Consider the following 21542-nt stretch of genomic DNA (forward strand, 5'->3'; position numbering starts at 1 on the left):
TATTGGTATCGGTATCGGTATTGGTGGGTGGTCAGCGAGACGGAACCCCTGTGGGGGCGGCAATTAGGCTTAAGGGATTGAATCCGTGGGTAAACGGGTCAATGTAAACGGGTCAATGCAGTCGGGATAATTGACTGGACCAAAAAATAACGCCGGAGACAAGCTCCGGCGTTTATCAAAAACCTCAAGTCATCCGCAGAACGGAGCGTTAACGTTCCGGATTCTGAAGAATCGGCAGGATACGACTCAGTTTATCCAGTGTCTCCTGATACTCGCTCTCTGCCTGACTGTCTGCTACCAGACCGCCGCCGGCCCAGGCGTGAATCTGACCCTCATGGGCAATCAGCGTACGAATGGTGATGCTGGTATCCATCTGGCCGCAGCGACTGATGTAGCCGATGCTGCCGCAATAAACACTGCGACGATGCGGTTCCAGTTCCTCAATGATCGCCATCGCCCGGATTTTTGGTGCGCCGGTAATGGAACCGCCGGGGAAGCACGCTCGGAGCAAATCCGTCGGCGAATAGTCGCTCGACAGTTCACCCACAACAGTACTCACCAGGTGATGGACCGCTGGGAAGCTCTCGACATCAAACAGTTTTGGCACTCGCACAGTGCCCGGTTTTGCCACCCGCCCGATATCATTGCGCAGCAAATCGACAATCATTAGGTTTTCAGAGCGATCTTTCTCGGTCGTGCGTAAATCTTCGGCCAGCGCCGAATCTTGCTTCGCATCCGTGGAGCGCGGTCGGGTGCCTTTGATTGGCTTGGTCTCGATCACTCCGTCGCGGTGCTGCAGGAAACGCTCCGGCGAAACCGACAAAATGGCGCTGTCGCCGGTTCGGATAAAGCCAGAAAACGGTGCCCCGTTGCAGGTTTCCAACTGCTGGTATGCCTGCCATTCGCTGCCGGTGTATTGCGCACTGAAACGCTGTGCCAGATTAATCTGATAGCAGTCGCCGGCACGCAGGTAATCCTGCACCCGGTGGAATTTGTTACAATATTCTTCCACCGTCATGTTCGCCTGCCAGTCAGATGTTAAGCGGAAGGTGGTGGTTTGTTGGTTTTTTTGTGCTTCAACTGTATCAACTACCGTTTGGGGCGTAGCACTGCGCTGCTGTGTTAACCAGTTCCGGCGGTCGCTGCCCTCCGGGCTGATCAGGTATAAACGGCGGGCCTGGTGATCTGCAATCAGTGCCCAGTCATAGATGCCGACCGCCATGTCGGCAGTAGCCAGATCTTGCTTTGCCAGCGCAGGAATGCGTTCAACCCGGCGGCCCAGATCGTAGGCAAAAAAACCGACAGCGCCGCCTGAAAAAGGCACATCTCTTATCGGGGTAATAGCTGGCAGTAGGGCTGACTGGGTGCGCTCAATCAGCGCAAACGGATCATCAGGGCTGATTTCCTCGTCGCCGTTGCGGTAAATGATTCGGGTTTCATCGCCTCGGGTCTCTAAAGTGGCTAAAGGATCAGCAACTAAAATGTCAAAACGATTATCCGGATGATCTGAGGCCGCAGAGCGTAATATCATAGCCCACGGCTGTCCCGCAAACGGTTCAAACCACGCTAATGTCGCGTCCTTGTGGTAGTCGAGCAGTTCAATGCTCAGTTCTGGGTGTGATTTACAAATCATTTTCTTTTTTGTGACAGGTGTACGATTGGCGCATAGCGCGAAATTGTCCGCAAGAGTATCATAAACGCAGAATTTATTACGACGCCCAAGGACGATCCCAGTAGCATTATTTTTTCCGGAACGGAAACGGCAATGTGAACAGAACTTCAGCCATGTGGAACATGGCCGCGTGATCACCGTATTCGTCTGCCACATACCCTACGGGCAGGCGCGGATAATGTGTATCACTCCCTACATTGGAAGCATTAAACCGGGCGCCATGGAACGATAATAATCAACGAGGCAATTATGACCGTCATTCGCAAACAAGATGTGATCAGCAGTGTGGCTGATGCGCTGCAATACATCTCTTACTATCATCCTCTGGATTTTGTCCAAGCGCTAGAACAAGCTTACCACCGTGAAGAAAGTCAGGCCGCGAAAGATGCGATTGCCCAGATTCTGATTAACTCCCGCATGTCTGCAGAAGGCCACCGTCCTATCTGTCAGGATACGGGCATTGTGACCTGTTTCGTGAATATCGGTATGGGAGTCCAGTGGGATTCAACCGATATGACGGTTCAGCAAATGGTTGACGAAGGTGTTCGCCAGGCTTACACCAACCCGGACAACCCGCTGCGTGCATCGGTACTGATGGACCCGGCCGGTAAACGTATCAACACCAAAGACAATACCCCAGCCGTGGTACACATCAATATGGTACCGGGCGACAAAGTGGAAATTCAGATCGCGGCCAAGGGCGGCGGTAGTGAAAACAAAACCAAAATGGTGATGCTGAACCCATCTGACGATATCGCCGAATGGGTAGAAAAAACGCTGCCAACAATGGGCGCAGGCTGGTGTCCACCGGGCATGCTGGGTATTGGCATCGGTGGTACGGCGGAAAAAGCGGCCGTACTGGCAAAAGAATCTCTGATGGAACACATCGATATTCAGGAACTGATCGAGCGCGGTCCGCAAAACGCCGAAGAAGAATTGCGTCTGGATATCTTCAACCGTGTCAACAAACTGGGCATCGGTGCGCAAGGTCTGGGCGGTCTGACGACTGTGGTTGACGTGAAGATTAAAACGGCACCTACGCACGCGGCTTCTAAGCCGGTGTGTCTGATCCCGAACTGTGCGGCAACCCGCCACGTTCACTTTACGCTGGACGGCAGTGGCCCTGCGGATCTTCAGCCACCTAAACTGGAAGACTGGCCACAAATCACCTGGGAAGCGGGCGCAAACACTCGCCGCGTAAACCTGGATACCGTGACAGCAGAAGAAGCGCAGGAGTGGAAAACCGGTGAAACGCTGCTGCTGTCAGGTAAAATTCTGACGGGCCGTGACGCGGCGCACAAACGCATTCAAACCATGCTGGACAATGGTGAAGGCCTGCCAGAAGGCGTGGACTTCAAAGGTAAGTTCATTTACTACGTCGGCCCGGTTGATGCTGTGGGTGATGAAGCGGTAGGTCCTGCAGGCCCAACAACGTCAACGCGTATGGACAAATTTACCGACATGATGCTCGATAAAACCGGCATCATGGGCATGATTGGTAAAGCGGAGCGTGGTCCTGCAACGGTTGAATCGATCAAAAACCACAAAGCGGTTTATCTGATGGCAGTCGGTGGCGCAGCGTACCTGGTTTCTAAAGCAATCAAGAAAGCGCGTGTGGTGGCATTTGAAGACCTGGGTATGGAAGCGATCTACGAATTTGAAGTCGAAGATATGCCGGTCACGGTTGCGGTTGACTCGCAGGGTGTGAATGCGCACCAAGTGGGCCCGGATACCTGGAAAGTGAAAATCGCAGAGATGGAAAACGCCTAAGCGTTAGTCAAATCAGATGTGAATCAATTGCTTAAGTGCAATGAATGGAAAGGAGCCTTCTCGGCTCCTTTTTGTTTTTTGAGCTCTTTTGATATTTTTAATTTGTTGATTTTTTTTGAAATCGTTCCTTCGTTTATCGAGCCGGCCTCAGGGGTTTGATATGCTTTCTGGTTCGTTTAATGAATTGTTTTTTGTCAGTTTTTAGTGCCCCGTTAAAAAAATGAAGCAGTGGGTGGACTATAGTAATAACGAGCCGCAGGTAGTGGCATATAGTCCATTCCAGGTTTGTTGCGGGCTATTCATAACAACAAAAACAACACTGAGGAAATTATGGGACGTGTTCTTTTCGCCACAGCACTTCTCGCGCTAGCGGTACAAGGGTGCAGTGATAAAGATGAAGCCGTGCCGGAGCCGGATTCCCGGCCGGTGAAGCTTCAATCTGTTGCCGTGGGGGAGGCCGAAACCTATCGGACATTCCCGGCAGTGGTTGAAGCCGGTGATAAAGCCGTGTTGACCTTCCGTGTATCGGGTCAGTTGGACAGAGTGAATGTGAATCCGGGTGAGGTGGTCAGGCGGGGTCAGGCGCTGGCGCATCTTAAAACTGACGAACTTGAGCTCCTGGTTGCTCAGGCACAAGCCAATTATCAGCTAGCGCTGGTGCAGTTTCGCCGTGACCGTGAGCTGCTGAAAACCAATGCCGTTTCTGAGCTGGACTATGACCGCTCACAGGCGAACCTGAATCAGGCCAAAGCCGAGCTGGACAAAGCCAGAACTAACCTCAAATACGCCACACTGTCTGCGCCATATGACGGCACGCTGTCGCTCTCGCTGGTGGAAAACTACGAGTATGTTGCGGCGAAGCAACCTGTTATGCACATTCAGAGCGCCGGTCTAATCAATGTCACGTTCCAGTTGCCGGATCAGCTGCTGACCCGTTTTAAATCTCAGGGGGATTTCGATCCCAAGCCGACGGTCAACTTCGATACCATTTCTGATAAACAGTTCAGCGCGCATTTTAAAGAGATTGACACAGAGGCAGACGATAACACCTCGAGTTACAAAGTCACCCTCTATATGGAGCGCCCGGAAGGTTATAACCTGCTGCCGGGTATGGCGGGGCATGTCCGGATTGCACTGCCGCGCGGGGCAGCCGGTGCCATCCCGGTACGCGCTATCGTGAAAGAAGGCGATCAGAATTTTGTCTGGAAAGTCGACGCTGACGGTGTCGTCAGCAAAGTGGCCGTGCAGCTGGATGATCACAATCGGGTGATCGGTGGTCTTAATGACGGTGATCAGATCGCGACCTCCGGGGTGGCTGAACTGAAAGACGGTGACAAAGTTCGGGCATGGGTCAAGGAGCGGGGGCTGTGATGATGAAAAAATTGCCATTAGCGATGCTGGCAGCACTGACTCTGGCTGGCTGTGACAAGCCGGAAATTGAACCTCGCACCATCGTGGCGCCGGTCAATGTGACCAAAGTGCAGATTGCCGATGTGACCTCTAAAATGACCTTTCCTGCTGTGGCCGCGGCGGCTGACAAGTCCAGCCTGTCTTTTCGCGTCAACGGCGAAGTGAGCCGGATTCTGGTTCGTGCTGGTGACAGAGTGAAAAAAGGCCAGTTACTGGCGCGCCTGGACCCGACGGATTATCAGCTGGAAGTTGATGATGCCCGGGCTAAATTCAATGTAGCTGACAGCCAGTACCGGCGTTCGGCCAAGCTGGTGAAGCAAGGCTATCTGCCGCAATCTCAGTTCGATGAACTCAAAGCTCAGCGCGATATTGCCAAAGCGCGTCTGGATCTGGCACGGCTGCGCCTGACGTTTACTGAAATGAAAGCCCCGTTTGACGGTGTGATTTCCCGGGTCCCGGTCGAGCAGTTTGAAAACGTGCAGGCGGGGCAGATGATCATGAATCTGCATCTGGCTGACGCGGTCGACATCATTATTCAGGCTCCGGATATGATTTATTCCCAGAGTACTGCAGTAGAGGTACGCGAGACGGCGCCGGGCGTGGAAGTGGTGTTGCAGGACGGCACGTTGTACCGGGCTAAGCTGAAGGAATTTACCACAGAGCCTGACCCGACGCTGGGCTCATTTCTGGTGACACTGACCATGCCGATGCCTTCTGATCGCTTCATTCTTGACGGGATGCCGGTCGAAGTGAAAGCCGATGCCCAGAAGCTGAAAATCTATCGCCAGGGTGAACCTGTGATCCCGATGGAAGCCATTTTTAATGAAGACGGCGATGATCTGGATAAAGCCAACAAATTTGTGTGGGTAGTCAACAGCGATAACACGGTGACGAAACGACAAGTGACAACGGATAAAGTGGTGCCTCAAGGGGTACGTTTGCTCAGCGGCTTAGAAGAAGGTGAAGTCATTGTGGTTGATGGCGTTAATCAATTGCGCGAAGGGCAGGAAGTCCGGATTGTGAACGGGGAGGCGAGCTGATTATGAAGCAGGATATTGCAGCCTATTTTATTCGCAATAAAGTCATCAGTTGGATGATGACGCTGATCTTCCTGATTGGCGGTACGCTGGCATTCTTTGGTTTGGGGCGTCTGGAAGACCCGGCGTTTACCATCAAAGATGCCATGGTGATCACGGCCTATCCGGGCGCGACACCGCTGCAGGTGGAAGAAGAAGTCACCTATCCGTTGGAAAAAGCGATTCAGCAGCTTTCCTACGTGGATGAGGTGAACTCGGTATCCAGCCGCGGACTGTCTCAGATCACCGTGACCATGAAAAATAAATACGGTCCGAACGATCTGCCGCAGATCTGGGATGAGTTGCGCCGTAAGGTGAATGACTTAAAACCATCTCTGCCGCCGGGCGTACATGAACCGCAAGTGATTGATGACTTCGGGGATGTGTACGGCATCCTGCTGGCGATTACCGGCGACGGTTACAGCTACAAAGAGCTGAATGACTACGTTGACTACCTGCGTCGTGAAATCGAACTGGTAGACGGTGTTGGCAAAGTTTCAGTCAGCGGGATTCAGCAAGAGCAGGTATTCATTGAAATCTCTATGCAGCGTTTGAGCGCGCTGGGCATTTCACCGAAAACCATTTACGGCACACTGGAAACCCAGAACTTGGTGACCAGTGCCGGTGCAGTACGAATCGGCAGCGAGTATATCCGTGTTCATCCAACCGGTGAATTCCAGAGTGTGGAAGAGCTGGGGGATCTGATCATCACCGATGGTGGCTCTAAAGGGCTGATTTATCTGCGTGATGTGGCGGAAATCAAGCGTGAGTTCAAGGAAGTACCGGATAACCTGTTGGCCTATAACGGTCAGCAGGCACTGAACGTCGGGATCTCCTTTGTTGACGGTGTCAACGTGGTGGAAGTCGGCTCTCGGGTGCAGCGTCGCTTGCAGGAACTGAGAGAGCAGCAGCCAATCGGCATCAATATCGGTGAGGTTTACAGCCAGCCGACCGAAGTGGATAAATCCGTCAGCGGTTTCGTGGTCAGCCTGGGACAGGCCGTCGCGATCGTGATTATCGTCCTGCTGTTCTTCATGGGGCTACGCTCAGGGATTCTGATTGGTCTGATTCTACTGCTGACCGTGCTGGGCACCTTTGTCTTCATGAAGTGGATGGCCATTGATCTGCAGCGGATTTCGCTCGGGGCACTGGTTATCGCACTCGGGATGCTGGTGGATAACGCCATTGTGGTCGTGGAGGGGATACTGATCGGCATGCAGAAAGGGCGAACCCGCATGCAGGCTGCATCCGACATCGTTACCCAGACCAAGTGGCCGCTGTTGGGGGCAACGGTGATTGCCGTGATGGCGTTTGCGCCAATCGGCCTGTCGCAGGACTCCACCGGTGAATACTGCCGGACACTGTTTACGGTACTGCTGGTATCCCTGATGCTGAGCTGGTTTACCGCCATTTCGCTGACTCCGTTCTTTGGTGATCTGTTCTTCAAAAGTGCGAAGACGGGAACCGGCGATGAAGACGTTGATCCGTACGCCGGTAAGCTTTTCGTCTGGTACAAGGCGTTTCTTGAATTCTGTATGCGCCGCGCCTGGATGACGGTTATCGCCCTGATCCTGATGCTGGGTGCCAGCCTGTACGGCTTTACCCTGCTGAAACAGTCTTTCTTCCCGGCATCGACCACGCCGATGTTTATGGTGGATGTCTGGATGCCGGAAGGTACTGACATTCGTGCCACCAATGCCAAGCTGGAAGAGCTGGAAGGCATCATCGGTAAAAGCGATAAAGTGGAGTACGTCAGCTCCAGTGCCGGTAAAGGCTCACAGCGTTTCATGCTGACTTACTCGCCGGAGAAAAGCTATTCGTCGTATGGCGAGCTTATCGTGCGGGTGAAGAGTTTCGAAGACGTTGTGCCTGTGCTGTCAGATCTGAGCAAAGTGCTGGATGAGAACCATCCGGAGCTGGAATACAAGCTCAAGCAAATCATGCTTGGCCCATCATCCGGGGCGAAAATTGAAGCTCGTCTGGTTGGTCCGGATCCAACAGTGCTGCGTGGGCTGGCGAAACAAGTCGTCGACATCATGCATGCTGACCCTGGCACTTCGAACATTCGCCACGACTGGCGTGAGCGTAATAAGGTGATTGAGCCTGTGTTCAATGAAAGTCAGGCTCGCCGCTACGGTATCACCAAGAAAGACGTGGATGATCTGCTGCAGATGTCATTCTCTGGATTGACAGTCGGGATTTACCGTGACGGTACGAACCTGATGCCGATTGTGGCTCGCCTGCCGGAAAATGAGCGGGTTGATGTCAGCACCATTGAAGGCATGAAGATCTGGAGCCCGGTCACGCAGGGGTACATTCCACTGCAGCAGGTGATTAACGGCGTGAATGTTCGTTGGGAAGATCCGCTGATTGCCCGTAAGAACCGTAAGCGCATGATGACGGTGATGGCTGACCCGAACCCGCTGGGTGACGAAACCGCAGCAACGGTTCAGGCCCGTATTCAGCCGGCCATTGAGGCGCTGCACTTCCCACCTGGTTACTCGCTGGAGTGGGGCGGGGAGTATGAGTCTTCCGCAGACGCTAAAGCATCGCTGTTCCAGACCATGCCGATGGGCTATCTGGTTATGTTCCTGATCACCATCTTCCTGTTCAACAAGGTTAAGGAAGCGCTGATTGTATGGGCTACCGTACCGCTGGCGGTGATCGGGGTAACTCTTGGTCTGCTGCTGCTCAATACCCCGTTTGGCTTTATGGCATTGCTGGGCTTCCTGAGCCTGTCAGGGATGCTGGTGAAAAACGGTATCGTGCTGCTGGATCAGATCGAAATTGAGATCGCCAGTGGTAAAGACAAATATGAAGCGGTGGTGGATGCGGCAGTGAGTCGTGTGCGTCCGGTGTGTATGGCGGCCATTACGACAATCCTCGGGATGCTCCCGCTGTTGCCGGATGTCTTCTTTAAGCCAATGGCCGTCACCATTATGTTTGGTCTGGGCTTTGCAACCGTGCTGACACTGATTGTTGTGCCGGTACTGTATCGCCTGTTCCACCATGTTGCGCTGCCGGGCAGCCATGGTACGGCGCATGACCAGACGGCGACAGCCCACTGATGAAACAACGTTAAAAATGTGACGTTCCGGGCGGGGCGGTGCTGTGGCACTGAGACTCCCCGGAGCAGATACAACAAGGGGACTCAATGAGAGTCCCCTTTTTTATGGCTGTTGCGCAGTTATTTGCGGGTAGTTCTACGTATGGCGAAATAACTGTTTTTAGCGCGTGCGAGTTGAGTCAGGAAGGTGATTAGATCACTTTCCAGTTCAGGGACTCGCCGGCGCGAATCGGCACAACCACATCGTTACCAAATGCCAGCGTTTCAGGCACTGCCCAGTTCTCTTTCACCAGCGTAATGGTGTCGGTATTGCGCGGCAGACCGTAAAAATCCGGGCCGTTGAAGCTTGCAAAGGCTTCCAGCTTATCCAGCGCTCCGGCTTGCTCAAACACTTCCGCGTACAGTTCGATGGCTGCGTGAGCCGTGTACGAACCGGCACAGCCACAGGCTGACTCTTTGCGGCCCTGTGCGTGCGGCGCGGAATCTGTCCCCAGGAAGAACTTCTTGCTACCGCTGGTGGCGGCTTCAATCAATGCCTGTTGATGGGTATTGCGCTTCAGGATTGGCAAGCAGTAGAAGTGTGGACGGATACCACCTACCAGCATGTGGTTTCGGTTAAACATCAGATGGTGCGCGGTGATCGTCGCTGCCACGTTCGGACCAGCCTGATTCACAAAGTCAACCGCATCTTTTGTTGTGATGTGTTCAACCACAATTTTCAGATTCGGCATGTTTTCAACGATAGGGGCCAGCACCGTTTCAAGGAACGTCTTTTCGCGGTCAAAGATGTCAACGTCATGGGTTGTCACCTCACCGTGAATCAGCAGCAGCATGCCGACTTCCTGCATGGCTTCCAGCGTCGGCAGAATTTTCTCGAACGAGGTAACACCGGAATCTGAGTTGGTCGTTGCACCGGCAGGGTAAAGTTTGGCGGCGTGGATATGGCCGGTGGCTTTTGCTTTGCGAATTTCGTCAGGAGTGGTGTTGTCGGTGAGATAAAGTGTCATTAAAGGAGAGAAATGGGCTTGCGGTTTTTCAGCAAGGATACGATCGCGGTAGGCCAGAGCGGCTTCAGTATCGGTGACCGGTGGGATCAGGTTTGGCATGATAATGGCGCGACCCATATATCGACTGATGTCCCGGACTGTGTCTTTCAGAACATCACCATCACGTAAATGCGTGTGCCAGTCATCCGGGCGGGTGATCGTCATTGTCGTCATTTTGCTTCCCTCCAAAAAAAATCGACCGATTCTAAAGCCTACGCAGAGGCTTGTAAAGGCTCTCACCATGATACGCTGTCTGACTGAAGCGAAAAAGAGCAATCGATTACGTGGCACGATATACCTGACTTTGGCTGAAAGTTTGTAGAAAGTTGGGTTAAGGCGGGGCAATATGGGTGAAATCCGGCAAGGCGACCGTTATCGCCGTGCCGGGATCGTTGTTGATTGGGTAAGCCGTGTGTAAAGCGCCCGTAAGAACGTAATACACGAATCAGATCTTCAAAGGGGTCAGAGCGTAAAGCGCTGAACCAGATGGTGCTGTTGATGCGCTAGGCTGTCGAGCTTGGCACTGGCTTCCGCCACTTCTTCCATGGCACCAAAGTTGGAATCTGAAATATGGCTGATTTCCTCCAGGCTGCGGACAATTGAGGCTGTGGTGCTGCTTTGCTCTGCCGAGGCTTCGGCAATTTGAGTGCTCATCTGGCTGATTTCCAGAATCAGCGCCTGAATGTCTTCCATTGCGCTGTTGGCCTCTGATGCCTGATGAATGCTGTTCTCCATTTCGCCTACACAACTCTGCATCATGGTGACGGCCTGCCCAGAGCGTGATTGCAGCTCTTTTATCATTTGCTCAATTTCTGCGGTTGAATCGGTCGTACGGCGCGCGAGTACCCGTACTTCATCGGCAACGACCGCAAAGCCCCGACCTTGCTCTCCGGCGCGTGCGGCTTCAATGGCGGCATTGAGTGCCAACAGATTGGTCTGATCCGCGATGTTGCGGATCACATCCAGAATCTTGCCGATATTGCCACTCATCGCTTGCAGGTTGGTGACGGCCTGCACGGATTCATCCAGTCGGCGGGAAAGCTGGTGGGCGGTGCTGATGTTGCGGCTCATGACTTCACGCCCGGTGCCTGAGGCGCGCTCAACATCGTTAACCCGTTCCATGGTGTTTTGCGCACTGTGCGAGACATCATTCACAGAGTGCTCCATTTCTGTCATCGCAGTAGCCACTGACGCCGTTTGCTCCCGTTGTGCATGAAGGCGGTTTTTGGCATCGCGCGTGGTGGTCTGATTTTCTTGTGCTACGACAGTCAGTTCGCTGGCCGCCTGACTGAGCTGGCCGAGAATTTCCTGCAGGTTGTCAGCGAGCGTATTGATATATGTGGCCAACCGGCTGAACTCCACGAACTGATTGACGCTACTGCGCTGCGTCATGTCGCCATTGGCCAGTGCTTCCAGGGTTTCTAGGGTTGACTTCAAAGGGCGGCGTACGCTTTGGGCCAGATACCAGCCAATAAATGCGGCAAACAGGGTGGTGCCAATGCCGAGCAGCAGGGCGTGGTTGAAACCCTGGCGGTAGGTGTTACCTGCTTCAGTGATCGCCGCGTCCATTTGGCGGGTTGCCTGTTGGCGGAATCCGTCGAGCAGGGTCGTCGCTGAGTCAATCTCCTGAGCCAGTACCGCAATATTATTGTACAGCCGGTTACGCGCCTGAATGTACTGGGCGTGGGTATCCAGCACCCCGCCACTCTGGCCGATATCCCGCTCATACCGGGCGATCGACTCATCGAAAGCCGATTTCAGATCTGGCATCAGCGCGGTGAGGGAACGGTAAGCATTACTGAGGTGATTGACGTTTCGCTTGTTACTTTTGATGGCTTGCTCAATCACCGCAATGTCTTCTGAAGCCAGCGCATCTGAGGTAATGGTTTCGGTCTGCTGTAACTTCATGAAGTAGTTCTTGGCGATCATCTTGACTGAAATACTGTCCTGATCATCGACATAGTCTTTCATTTTGCTGTTTAAGCGGGCATGGAGCTGCTGGAAGTTCCGGCTCGCTTGCTGCCGCTCCGATTGCGCCAACAGTTGGGCTCGGTAATTGGTCATTGCCGTCTGGGCTTCCTGAAAATACCGCTCTTCCAGAGCCAGTAGTGCGGAAAGCTGATCATTTAAGGCCGGGGTGTTACGACTCTGTTCTACCAGTTGATTCAGTGCAGTCAGGAACTGCTCATGTGATTGACTGAACTGGTTGTCGTAGTGCGCCAGACGTTCAGGCTCCTGGCTGGTGAGAAAGTCTTTGAAAACTTTATCAGCAGCCAGCAGGCGGACGCTGGTCTGGTTGGATAGGGAGACCAGCGGGAGCGCGTCGGTGGTGACTGTCTGCAGTTGCTGGTGAATGCGGCTGGTGCCGTTGAGTAACATCATCATGGTCGCGACGAACAGCAATACCATGATGGCAAAACCGGTGTACATACGTCGTATCACGGAGGTTTGTTTCATTGTTTTCATATTGTCCCTAAATACAAACCGGCAAGGTAACCTTTGTCTTGCCATATCCAGTCAGGACGATGCTGTTGTGATTATTTTGTGCATCGCCATAGTCAAATTTTAACCGAAAAAATAAGTGTCAAAAATTTGGCCAAAAGTAAGCCGGAACATCCTGTTTTTTGTCTGTTTTATTCAGGCTTAGGGATAAATAGTAGCGGATTTCAGGGGGTGCATTCTTTGACCGATACTTCAAAAAAACACTTATTTCGCAAAAGAATTACTGGAAAAAGAGTTTTAAACAGTGTTCAATATTGCCCTGCTGTCTTTTGTCGAGCATACTGCAATGTACTGTCACAAAATCAGAAATGGAGTATGGCATGGCTGAAGAAACCATTTTCAGTAAGATTATTCGCAAAGAAATTCCGGCAGACGTAGTGTACCAGGACGATCTGGTTACGGCGTTTCGTGATATTAACCCACGAGCGCCAAGTCACATCCTGATTATTCCAAACAAGCTGCTGCCGACCGTGAATGATGTGGAAGCTGAAGATGAGCTGATGATGGGACGTCTGTTTACTGTTGCGCGTAAACTTGCAGAGCAAGAAGGTATTGCAGAAGACGGTTACCGTCTGATTGTGAACTGCAACCCGCACGGTGGTCAGGAAGTTTACCATGTGCATATGCACCTGCTGGGTGGCCGTCCGATGGGCCCGATGCTGGCAGGCTAATGAACGCTTGTCCTGACTGACAGGGTGAACGAAAGAGATATTGTAAAGTCTGAGTGGCAGAGGCTACCGATTGGGTAGTGATGGAACTCAGACTTTTTCTTAGGGTAAGGCGTAATGATAAAACATGCCGTCGCAGCAGTGCTGTCTATAGGCTTGACGGCCTGTGCAAATTTATCGACACATAATTTATTCAGTCACTACAGTGCTGCCAACAGTGACGCGCGCCAGGCTGTACAGGCGGGGCGTTATCAGCAGGCACTGGAGAAACTACCTGAAGCCCCTGCGGGTGAAATCCTTGATGGGATGGAGCGCGGCCGGATTGGCTTTCTGGCTGGCAGCTATCCCCAGAGCTTCTCGGCACTTAAAGTGGCAGATCAAGCCGTGGAAGCGCAACAGCAGCAAGCGGTGATTCAGGTGTCGGAAGGGCTGAATCAGGCCGGTGCCCTGTTGACCAATGACAACATGATCACCTACAAACCCGCCGATTATGAGCTGGGTTTTCTTCATCTTTACCTGGCTTTGAGTTATATCCAGCAGCGCGATCTCAATGGTGCGCTGGTTGAAGTACGCCGTGCCAATATGGTTCAGGAATCTGCCCGCAAACAGCGTGAAGCAGAGCTGGAAAGCGCAGCATCGGCCGCCCGTAAAGAGGGGCTGGACAAGCAAAACCTCGGTGCGGTTCTGGCACGTTATCCGGACGTGGGTGATGCGCTCGGTAATGTGCAGAATGGATACCTGTTCTATCTGTCTGGTGTGCTTTATGAGGCGGAGGGCGATCTCAACAACGCCTACATCGATTATAAGCGGGCACTGGCGGTGGTCCCGGACAATCGCTATGTCGCACACACTGTGCTGCGTCTTGCCACCCGGCTTTCCATGATTGATGACCGCCGCAGCCTGGAAGCTCGTTATGGCCGTTACCAGCCTTCCGCTAAAGACAGCGGCAGGGTGGTGGTATTTGACGAGCAGGGTGTGGTTGCGGCACGTGACGGATGGCGTCTGCCACTCTGGTTACGTGATAGCCGGGGGCAGAGTGCCATTTATAACCTCGCACTGCCGTACTACCGCAGTAATGCCTCACCGGTGCTGTCGCCACTGATGCTCAACAATCGGCCGGTCTCAGGCAGTACGCTGACGGATGTCAACCGGATGGCGAAATACAACCTGCAGGAGCAGCTCCCGGTCATGGTGGTGCGTCAGGCATTGCGTGTTGTTGCCAAAAATGAAGTGCGTAAGGTCTCGGCGCAATCAGGTGATGATGTCGGTAACTTGTTAGCCAATATTTTCAATACCCTGACAGAACAGCCGGACACCCGGAGCTGGCAAAGCCTGCCTGCCAGTGTGTCGGTTGCTCAGCAGGATTTACCGGCAGGCGATTATACGCTGGCCTGGAACGGGCAGCAGATTGATGTTGGAGTGAAACCGGGAAGGACAACCATGGTTTGGGTATCACGGCAAGGGAATACACTGACAGGCTGGTCAGTCTTACTAGGAGAGAGCTAATGCGTTTACTCATGATATTGGGCCTTGTACTGGGGCTGACGGCTTGTTCCTCAACAACGTCAGGGATCAGCATAGAAAGCAGCAATCAGAATGTGGTGATCGGTAACACGGATCTGGCGCGTCGGCTGACTATCGAGCAGGCACAGGTAGGAAAGGTCAACGGCCTGCTAAAAGCCGGAGTACCGATTGTCAGTAATGTCGATTCTGATTTGAGCCTGCAGTACCGTTTCTACTGGTATGACGCGCAGGGTCTGGAAGTGAACGGCAGTGACAGCCCGTGGCGGCATGTCATTTTGCATGGCCGTGATTCGATGACATTGCAAGCGGTTGCCAGAAGCGCACAAATCACTCAGTACCGTATTTATATCCGACAAGCGGATTAACATTTTTCACTGATTTGAGAATGGCGGCCATTGAGGCCTGAGCCGGACAATTTGAAAGGTAAGACAATGAAAAAAAGCGTAATCGCTCTAATGGGTGTGGCAGCTCTGATGGGAGGCTGTGCCCAGAAAGTTAACTACGGGGATGCTCAGTCGGTTGAAACTACTACAGTCGAATTTGGCTCGACGGATCTGCAGAAAATTGCCGAGCAGATGACTGACAGCATGCTGTCGTCCGGCTCTGTGGGTTATATCACCGGCAATGGTCAGCGCCCGATCATCATGGTTGAAAGCATCAAGAACAAGACCAGCGAGCACATTGATACCGAATCTATCACTGACTCAGTCAGCACGCGTTTGCTGAACTCGGGCAAGTTCCGTTTTGTGGACATGGCCCGTGTAGAAGCTGCTCGCAAACAGCTTAACTTCCAGAACAATGATGAACTGGTAAACCAGAGCACTGCGATTCAGTTCGGCAAGATGGTCGGCGCGCAATACATGCTGTACGGTAACCTGTCGAGCATCGTGAAAAATGCCGGCAGCGACAAAGACGTGTATTACAAGATGACAATGCGTCTGATGGATCTGCAAAGCGGCCTGATTGAATGGGCTGATGAGAGCGAGATCCGCAAGCAACAGTCGAAGAGCCTGTTTGGCTGGTAAAATCAGCCTTGGACGGTGCCATGACCATTGAGCAGATTGCCCATCTGCTCAACCAGCAATTACCCGACTATCTACTGGTCAGTGCAACGCAGCTGACCGGTGGATTGAGCAATCGTTGCTGGAAAGTCACCCTCAGGCACCGTCATTCCCACCACCTCACGCCGCTGGTCTGGCGGCCAACGTCTGCCGCGACAAATGCCTTTGGTCTGTCGCGAGAGCACGAGTACCGTCTTCTCCATGCTTTAGGGCGTTCGGAAAACCTGAAAACCGGGCAGGCATTGTCGACAGATTCGCGCGATGTGTTGTCAGGAAAGGCGATTGCGCCCGCCGCATTTGCCTTGTTGCCCGAGGGGCTGCTGGTGGAGTGGGTGGAAGGGCAACTGGCCGCTGAGAACTTGCCGCTGGCGGCTCTGGCCGCAATACAGGCGCACATCCATCAATTACCAGTACCAGACTGGCGACTGGATTGCCCGGAGCGGGCCAGGCACTACTGGCACCATATCCCGTCTGAAGCCAAATCACCTGCACTGCGTGCGATTCACCATCATTTCCAGACCCACCCTCCGATTCAGTGGTTTGCGGACGTTTGCTGCCACCATGATTTGGGTTGGTATAATATTATAATTTCAGGTACCAGCGAAACGGGCGGCTTAGCCGACGCGCGTGTGATTGACTGGGAATATGCGGCTGCGGGTGATCCGTCTCTGGATCTGGCGCTGACGATTAGCGCCAACGGACTTGAGCTACAAAGTGCCGTCCATGCCTATTGTCAGGCCCGGGCACTGAGCCGGACTGAAGAAACACGCTGGCTTCAGGCGGTACACGCCTGGTTGCCGTGGTGCCAGTATCTGGCATTACTCTGGTTCCGGGTGGCAGAAGCACTCTGGCAGGAGCCTGAATACGGCAAGGAAGCAGACAAGCTGATGGCAGTGCTGACGCCTGTTGTCTCTCGTCACCCGGATTAACAGGCATCGCCAATTACGGCTTAGCGAACTTGCTTTGATGATCAAACCGTGCGCATAGCGTGCTCATTCAATGATGACAGCAAGCGGCCAGGAACAAGGCGATGTGACGCGATCGATCGCAGTGAATGACACGTAATGGTCATAGAGTTATGTGGTCATAAGTTATGTGGTCATAGATGACAAGCGGGGGCGGGCATGGCGAGACAACGACACAATAACAGCCGGTTTAGCACATTACTGTTGCTGTTGGTGGTTATCCTGGCTGGATGTACCACCCGGCTTGCGTATAACAACCTTGACTGGTGGCTGGTTAATCGGGTATCTGACTATGTCACGCTTACCCGCCAGCAGCAGCTCCAGCTGGATACCGATCTGGAACGTGCCCTCGAACGCCACCGTCGTCAGGAACTCCCCAAAATTCACCGTGCCATTGATGCCTTGCAGGCTGATCTCAAATCCCCCGTGACCTTTGCTCAGATGCAGCACTACTACACACTGTTTACCGGATTGAGTCAGGACTCGGCACAAGTGCTGGCCACGCCGCTGGCTGCAATGCTCTCTCAGCTTGATGAAAGCCAAATCGCCCAGATAGAAATCAATCTCAGGAAAAAATTCCAGCAGGCGGATCGGGAGCGGGAAGGCAAGAGCCGAGCGCAAAAAATTGCCAAGCGCACGGAACGATTGGCGGACTTTACGGATAACTGGATTGGCTCTGTGTCTTCGAGTCAGAAAACCTTGCTCGCAGAGTTGGCGGGTTATCAAATCGAGATGGAACCGGTTTTTATTGCTATGCGTGATGACTACTTTAAGCGCTGGCAGCAGTTGATGACAGAGCGCAAACAGGCTGGCTTCAACCGAAAGCTGGCCGGGTATCTGCGAGATGTCACCGCGCTCAATACCACTACCTATCGTGGCGAGATGGATTTGTACCTCAAGCGGCGGTTTGAATTGCTGCGGCGTTTGCAGCACACGCTATCTGGGAAACAAAATGCGTTTCTGAATGATAAGTTGGTCGACTTACGAAAAGATATTGCGGTGCTTATTCATCAGTAGCCGGAAAATTGCAAAGTGAGTCATATTTTTCCCCTTTTAATGCCGGGAAAACCTGTTAGATTAAATTCAAAACCATAACGTCGAGCATGTAATACGACAGGGAGAAGCGATGATCATCTATCTGCACGGTTATGATTCCACCAGCCCCGGAAATCATGAAAAGGTTTTACAGCTTCAATTCATTGACCCCGATGTCCGTTTCGTGAGCTACAGCACCCAGCATCCCAAGCATGATATGCAGCATCTGATTAAAGAAGTCCAGAAGCTCAAAGAGCAGTCAGATGATGAGCACCCGTTGATCTGCGGCGTTGGTCTCGGCGGTTACTGGTCAGAACGTATCGGTTTTCTTTGCGGTATTAAGCAGGTGATTTTTAACCCGAATTTGTATCCAGAACGAACAATGGAGGGAAGAATTAACCGCCCGGAAGAATATGCTGATATTGCGACAAAATGTGTTACAGATTTTCGGAAAAAAAATGCCGGGAATTGTCTCTGCATACTTTCAACTCAAGATGAAGTATTAGATAATCGCCACACAAAAGATGTGTTAGGTGATTACTACGAAATCATCTGGGATGATCAGGAAACCCATAAGTTCAAGAAAATCTCCCAACATCTACAAACAATAAAAACATTCAAAGATACGCATTAACCTCCTACCTTCATGCAGGCGGCGTGGTCCGTCTGCAAATATCAATAGCACAACGTCTTGTGTTGCACCTTGTTGAATAATGGCGTTTTTCTTCTTGGTGGCGAAAGTACTGTCCGGCAAGGCCGTGTTCTATTGATATTTATCAGCTAGCCAGCGCATTAGCATCTCTCTTTAAGGATGAAATGTGATGTTAAGGCGCTGAACCATAATTTTTACAAGTTAAGAGGAAGTTATTGTGACGCGAATTATCGTAGTTGGCGGTGGTGCCGGTGGCCTGGAGTTAGCAACCAAGCTAGGCCGTACGCTCGGACGTAAGGGCCGTGCGCAGGTCACCTTAGTCGACCGTAAAGCCAGCCACCTGTGGAAACCTTTGTTGCACGAAGTGGCGACCGGCTCGATGGACGCCGGGGTTGATGCCCTGAGCTACCGTGCTCATGCTAAAAACCACAGCTTTGATTTCCAGATGGGCAGCCTGCAGGATATCGATCGCGAGCGTAAAGTGGTCAAGCTGGCAGCACTATATGATGAGCACGATGAACTGCTGATGCCGGAACGTGAGCTGGAATACGACATTCTGGTGCTGGCGATTGGCTCGACGTCCAATGACTTCAATACCCCAGGTGTGCGTGAACACTGTATCTTCCTGGACAGCCCGGAGCAGGCACATCGTTTCCGTACGGAAATGAACAACCAGTTCCTGAAACTGCATGCCAATAAAGACCAGAAATCTGTTGATATTGCTATTGTCGGGGCGGGTGCAACCGGTGTTGAGCTGTCTGCAGAGCTGCACAATGCAGTGAAAGAGCTGCGTAACTACGGCTTTGGGGATCTGGACAGCTCACGTCTGAACGTTAACCTGGTCGAAGCGGGTGAGCGTATTCTGCCTGCACTGCCACCTCGCATTTCTGCAGCGGCGCACAGTGAACTGACTAAGTTGGGTGTGAATGTACGTACTGCCACTATGGTGACGAAAGCAGACAGTACCGGCCTGACCACCAAGGACGGCGAGCACATTCCTGCTCAAATCATGGTATGGGCTGCCGGTATTAAGGCGCCGGATTTCATGAAAGATATTGCCGGTCTGGAAACAAACCGTATTAATCAGCTGGTAGTGAAACCAACATTGCAAACTACCCGTGATGAAGATATTTACGTGATCGGTGACCTGGCTTCTTGTGCGCAGGAAGACGGCAGCTTTGTACCGCCGCGTGCTCAGGCTGCTCACCAGATGGCAAGCCGTTGCTTCTCGAACATCGTGGCGAAAATTACTAACCGCGATCAGAAGCCTTATGTATATAGCGATCATGGCTCGCTGGTCTCACTGAGTCGTTTCTCGACGGTTGGTAGCCTGATGGGTAACCTGACCAAAGGTTCTATGATGGTCGAGGGGCGTATCGCTCGTGTCGTGTATATTTCGCTGTACCGCATGCACCAAATCGCGCTGCATGGCGTGATTAAAACGGGTCTGATGATGCTGGTTGGCCGCATCAACCGTGTGTTGCGTCCGAACCTGAAACTGCACTGATCGAAACTGTGCAGAGCGTAAGGTATTGAGCGATACGTACTGATCTTAGCATTTTCAGTGGTGGAGTAGCCGGTTAGCGACAATGCTGAACTCGCGACACGTGGCACCCCGACAAGCTTTGCAAAAACGACTAAGCCAAAATAAAAACCGCCGTCTGGTACAGAACGGCGGTTTTTTTATGTCGGAAGCAGAATAGCCTAAAGTCAGCAGAAACCTGCTGGATTAGCGCGCAGGTTGGCAAAAAGAGGCAAATAGCGTTCCTTGACTGGTTCAGATATCAGTTAATTTTGAACAGCTCGACATCAAAAATAAGCACAGAGCCTGCCGGAATTTTACCAATGGCACGGTTGCCGTAAGCCAGATCCGCCGGAATAAAGAAGCGGGCTTTCTCTCCTTCAACCATCAGTTGCAGGCCTTCTGTCCAGCCTTTAATCACTTGGTTCAGACCGAACTGAATGGTTTCGCCGCGCTCTACCGAGCTGTCGAATACAGTGCCGTCAATCAGCGTACCGTGGTAGTGCACAGTCACTTTATCGGTGGCTTTCGGGTGAACAGTGCCTGTGCCTTCTTTGAGTACCAGGTACTGCAACCCGGAATCTGTGGTTTTCACCCCTTCTTTGGTTTGGTTTTCGGCCAGGAAGGCTTCCCCGATCGTGACGTTCTCTGCTGCGGCTTGTTTGTTGCTGTAGGTGCGCTGCATAAAGAAAATGACCAGGCCGATAATGGCAATAGTAATGATAATTTTAAACACGTTACGTCCTCAATCGCTGCCTGAAAGTGCAGGCGTTGTGTCTGAAAAAGCCATAAAAGGGCATAGTAACAAAGCGTTGTAACCCGGAAAAGCCTGATATTAAAGCGGTGTGAATCTGCCCAAGCCCTTCTTTGAGGCAGGCAGAGGCCTCACGATGTCAGACAGAGCAGTACAAACGAGATAGTTGGCTTACCGGTGTGGTTACTGCACGGTTTATGGCTGCGAAACTTTTAGTGCCGAAGGAATCTTGGCCGACGCTAAATCAGATGGGATCAGCGAAAATAAAATTCCGTCGATGGGTTGAGTATGCATCATAATTCTGTTTCTGGCCGTACATTCGAATTTGGCATGGCAGGCTAGTGCCGTCCGCTGACTGGCCAGGTTACCGGTATGGGTCACGATTTCCAGCCGGGTGAGCCCCAGTTGTTCAAAGGCAAAACGGGAGACGGCCAGGCAGGCTTCAGTGGCGATGCCCTGACGTTGAGTCTGACTGCGTATCCAGTAACCCAGCTCAGCAGAATTTACCAGGCTGGACAGGTTATTGAGAGAAACGCTGCCGCAAAAGGCGTCGTTGTGCCGGGAAAAAACCGCAAACTCATAGCTGACATCATACAGCCAGTTTTGGGCGCTGGCATGAATCCAGCTGTGAGCATCGTGCTGGTTGTAATCCGGCGTGCACCAAGTCAGCCAGGGGCTAAGGCTGGCGGTAGACTCGCGAACCGCATCGACCAAATCCAGCAGATCCGCATTTTTATAGGGACGCAGGTACAGGCGAGGCGTAGTAAGCGCAAAATCTGATTTCATCTGTTCTCCTGTCGTCCGTTGTGATCACTTAT

17 protein-coding genes are annotated in these 21542 nt (G+C 52.4%); 12 read left to right on the forward strand and 5 right to left on the reverse strand.

From position 1 onward, the window contains the following. Window positions 1–208 precede the first annotated feature (208 nt). Entirely contained in the window at window positions 209–1633 is a 1425-nt protein-coding gene (gene pabB, locus PGW97_RS05335; protein WP_273859115.1) for an aminodeoxychorismate synthase component I, read from the reverse strand. A 288-nt stretch (window positions 1634–1921) separates the two neighbouring features. On the opposite strand from pabB, the gene PGW97_RS05340 reads away from it, so the two are divergent. The 4 genes from PGW97_RS05340 (at window position 1922) to PGW97_RS05355 (ending at window position 8996) form a co-directional block, all read left to right on the forward strand. Further along, window positions 1922–3442 (forward strand): fumarate hydratase, encoded by a 1521-nt coding sequence (locus PGW97_RS05340; protein WP_047884098.1) that lies wholly within the window; start codon window positions 1922–1924, stop codon window positions 3440–3442. A gap of 330 nt (window positions 3443–3772) precedes the next feature. Further along, window positions 3773–4813 carry an efflux RND transporter periplasmic adaptor subunit gene (locus PGW97_RS05345; protein ID WP_047884099.1) on the forward strand — a complete coding sequence of 347 codons (1041 nt, stop codon included), beginning with the start codon at window positions 3773–3775 and terminating at the stop codon, window positions 4811–4813. 2 nt (window positions 4814–4815) lie between these two features. Further along, complete coding sequence (locus PGW97_RS05350; protein WP_047884221.1) at window positions 4816–5892, forward strand: efflux RND transporter periplasmic adaptor subunit; 1077 nt, start codon at window positions 4816–4818, stop codon at window positions 5890–5892. Window positions 5893–5894: 2 nt separating this feature from the next. Next, window positions 5895–8996: an efflux RND transporter permease subunit gene (locus tag PGW97_RS05355; protein ID WP_217393503.1), complete on the forward strand. Its 3102-nt coding sequence runs from the start codon at window positions 5895–5897 to the stop codon at window positions 8994–8996. 190 nt (window positions 8997–9186) lie between these two features. On the opposite strand, the gene pyrC is transcribed toward PGW97_RS05355, so the two are convergent. Together pyrC and PGW97_RS05365 are read right to left on the reverse strand one after the other, a co-directional pair. After that, on the reverse strand, window positions 9187–10215 hold the full coding sequence (pyrC, locus tag PGW97_RS05360; protein ID WP_217393504.1) for a dihydroorotase: 1029 nt from the start codon (window positions 10213–10215) through the stop codon (window positions 9187–9189). 288 nt (window positions 10216–10503) lie between these two features. Further along, window positions 10504–12507, reverse strand: coding sequence for a methyl-accepting chemotaxis protein (locus tag PGW97_RS05365; RefSeq protein WP_273859116.1), 2004 nt, complete (start codon window positions 12505–12507; stop codon window positions 10504–10506). A gap of 356 nt (window positions 12508–12863) precedes the next feature. Between PGW97_RS05365 and hinT the strand changes: the two genes are divergently transcribed. The 8 genes from hinT to PGW97_RS05405 all read left to right on the forward strand — a co-directional run bounded on the left by hinT (window position 12864) and on the right by PGW97_RS05405 (window position 19955). Then, window positions 12864–13214, forward strand: a complete 351-nt coding sequence (gene hinT, locus PGW97_RS05370; RefSeq protein ID WP_047884103.1) for a purine nucleoside phosphoramidase — start codon at window positions 12864–12866, stop codon at window positions 13212–13214. Window positions 13215–13328: 114 nt separating this feature from the next. Further along, window positions 13329–14717, forward strand: coding sequence for a COG3014 family protein (locus PGW97_RS05375; RefSeq protein ID WP_273859118.1), 1389 nt, complete (start codon window positions 13329–13331; stop codon window positions 14715–14717). After that, a complete protein-coding gene (locus PGW97_RS05380) occupies window positions 14717–15100 on the forward strand; it encodes a YcfL family protein (protein ID WP_047884105.1) in 384 nt (127 codons plus the stop codon). Before PGW97_RS05375 ends, PGW97_RS05380 begins: the two co-directional genes overlap by 1 nt. Before the next feature lie 66 nt (window positions 15101–15166). Beyond that, window positions 15167–15760 (forward strand): penicillin-binding protein activator LpoB, encoded by a 594-nt coding sequence (lpoB, locus tag PGW97_RS05385; protein WP_047884106.1) that lies wholly within the window; start codon window positions 15167–15169, stop codon window positions 15758–15760. 20 nt (window positions 15761–15780) lie between these two features. Next, complete coding sequence (locus PGW97_RS05390) at window positions 15781–16725, forward strand: phosphotransferase (protein WP_273859120.1); 945 nt, start codon at window positions 15781–15783, stop codon at window positions 16723–16725. 195 nt (window positions 16726–16920) lie between these two features. Then, on the forward strand, window positions 16921–17778 hold the full coding sequence (locus tag PGW97_RS05395; protein WP_273859122.1) for a DUF6279 family lipoprotein: 858 nt from the start codon (window positions 16921–16923) through the stop codon (window positions 17776–17778). A gap of 109 nt (window positions 17779–17887) precedes the next feature. Then, window positions 17888–18430: an alpha/beta hydrolase YcfP gene (gene ycfP / locus PGW97_RS05400; RefSeq protein ID WP_273859124.1), complete on the forward strand. Its 543-nt coding sequence runs from the start codon at window positions 17888–17890 to the stop codon at window positions 18428–18430. A gap of 235 nt (window positions 18431–18665) precedes the next feature. Then, entirely contained in the window at window positions 18666–19955 is a 1290-nt protein-coding gene (locus PGW97_RS05405) for an NAD(P)/FAD-dependent oxidoreductase (protein ID WP_273859125.1), read from the forward strand. 277 nt (window positions 19956–20232) lie between these two features. Here the strand turns inward: PGW97_RS05405 and PGW97_RS05410 are convergent, their stop codons facing one another. Both PGW97_RS05410 and PGW97_RS05415 read right to left on the reverse strand, forming a co-directional pair. Next, window positions 20233–20706, reverse strand: a complete 474-nt coding sequence (locus PGW97_RS05410) for an FKBP-type peptidyl-prolyl cis-trans isomerase (RefSeq protein WP_047884111.1) — start codon at window positions 20704–20706, stop codon at window positions 20233–20235. Between the two features lie 213 nt (window positions 20707–20919). Further along, window positions 20920–21510 (reverse strand): GNAT family N-acetyltransferase, encoded by a 591-nt coding sequence (locus tag PGW97_RS05415; protein WP_273859127.1) that lies wholly within the window; start codon window positions 21508–21510, stop codon window positions 20920–20922. Window positions 21511–21542 lie beyond the last annotated feature (32 nt).

It is taken from the genome of Photobacterium sp. GSS17 (genome assembly GCF_028621875.1).
GTDB lineage: Bacteria > Pseudomonadota > Gammaproteobacteria > Enterobacterales > Vibrionaceae > Photobacterium > Photobacterium ganghwense.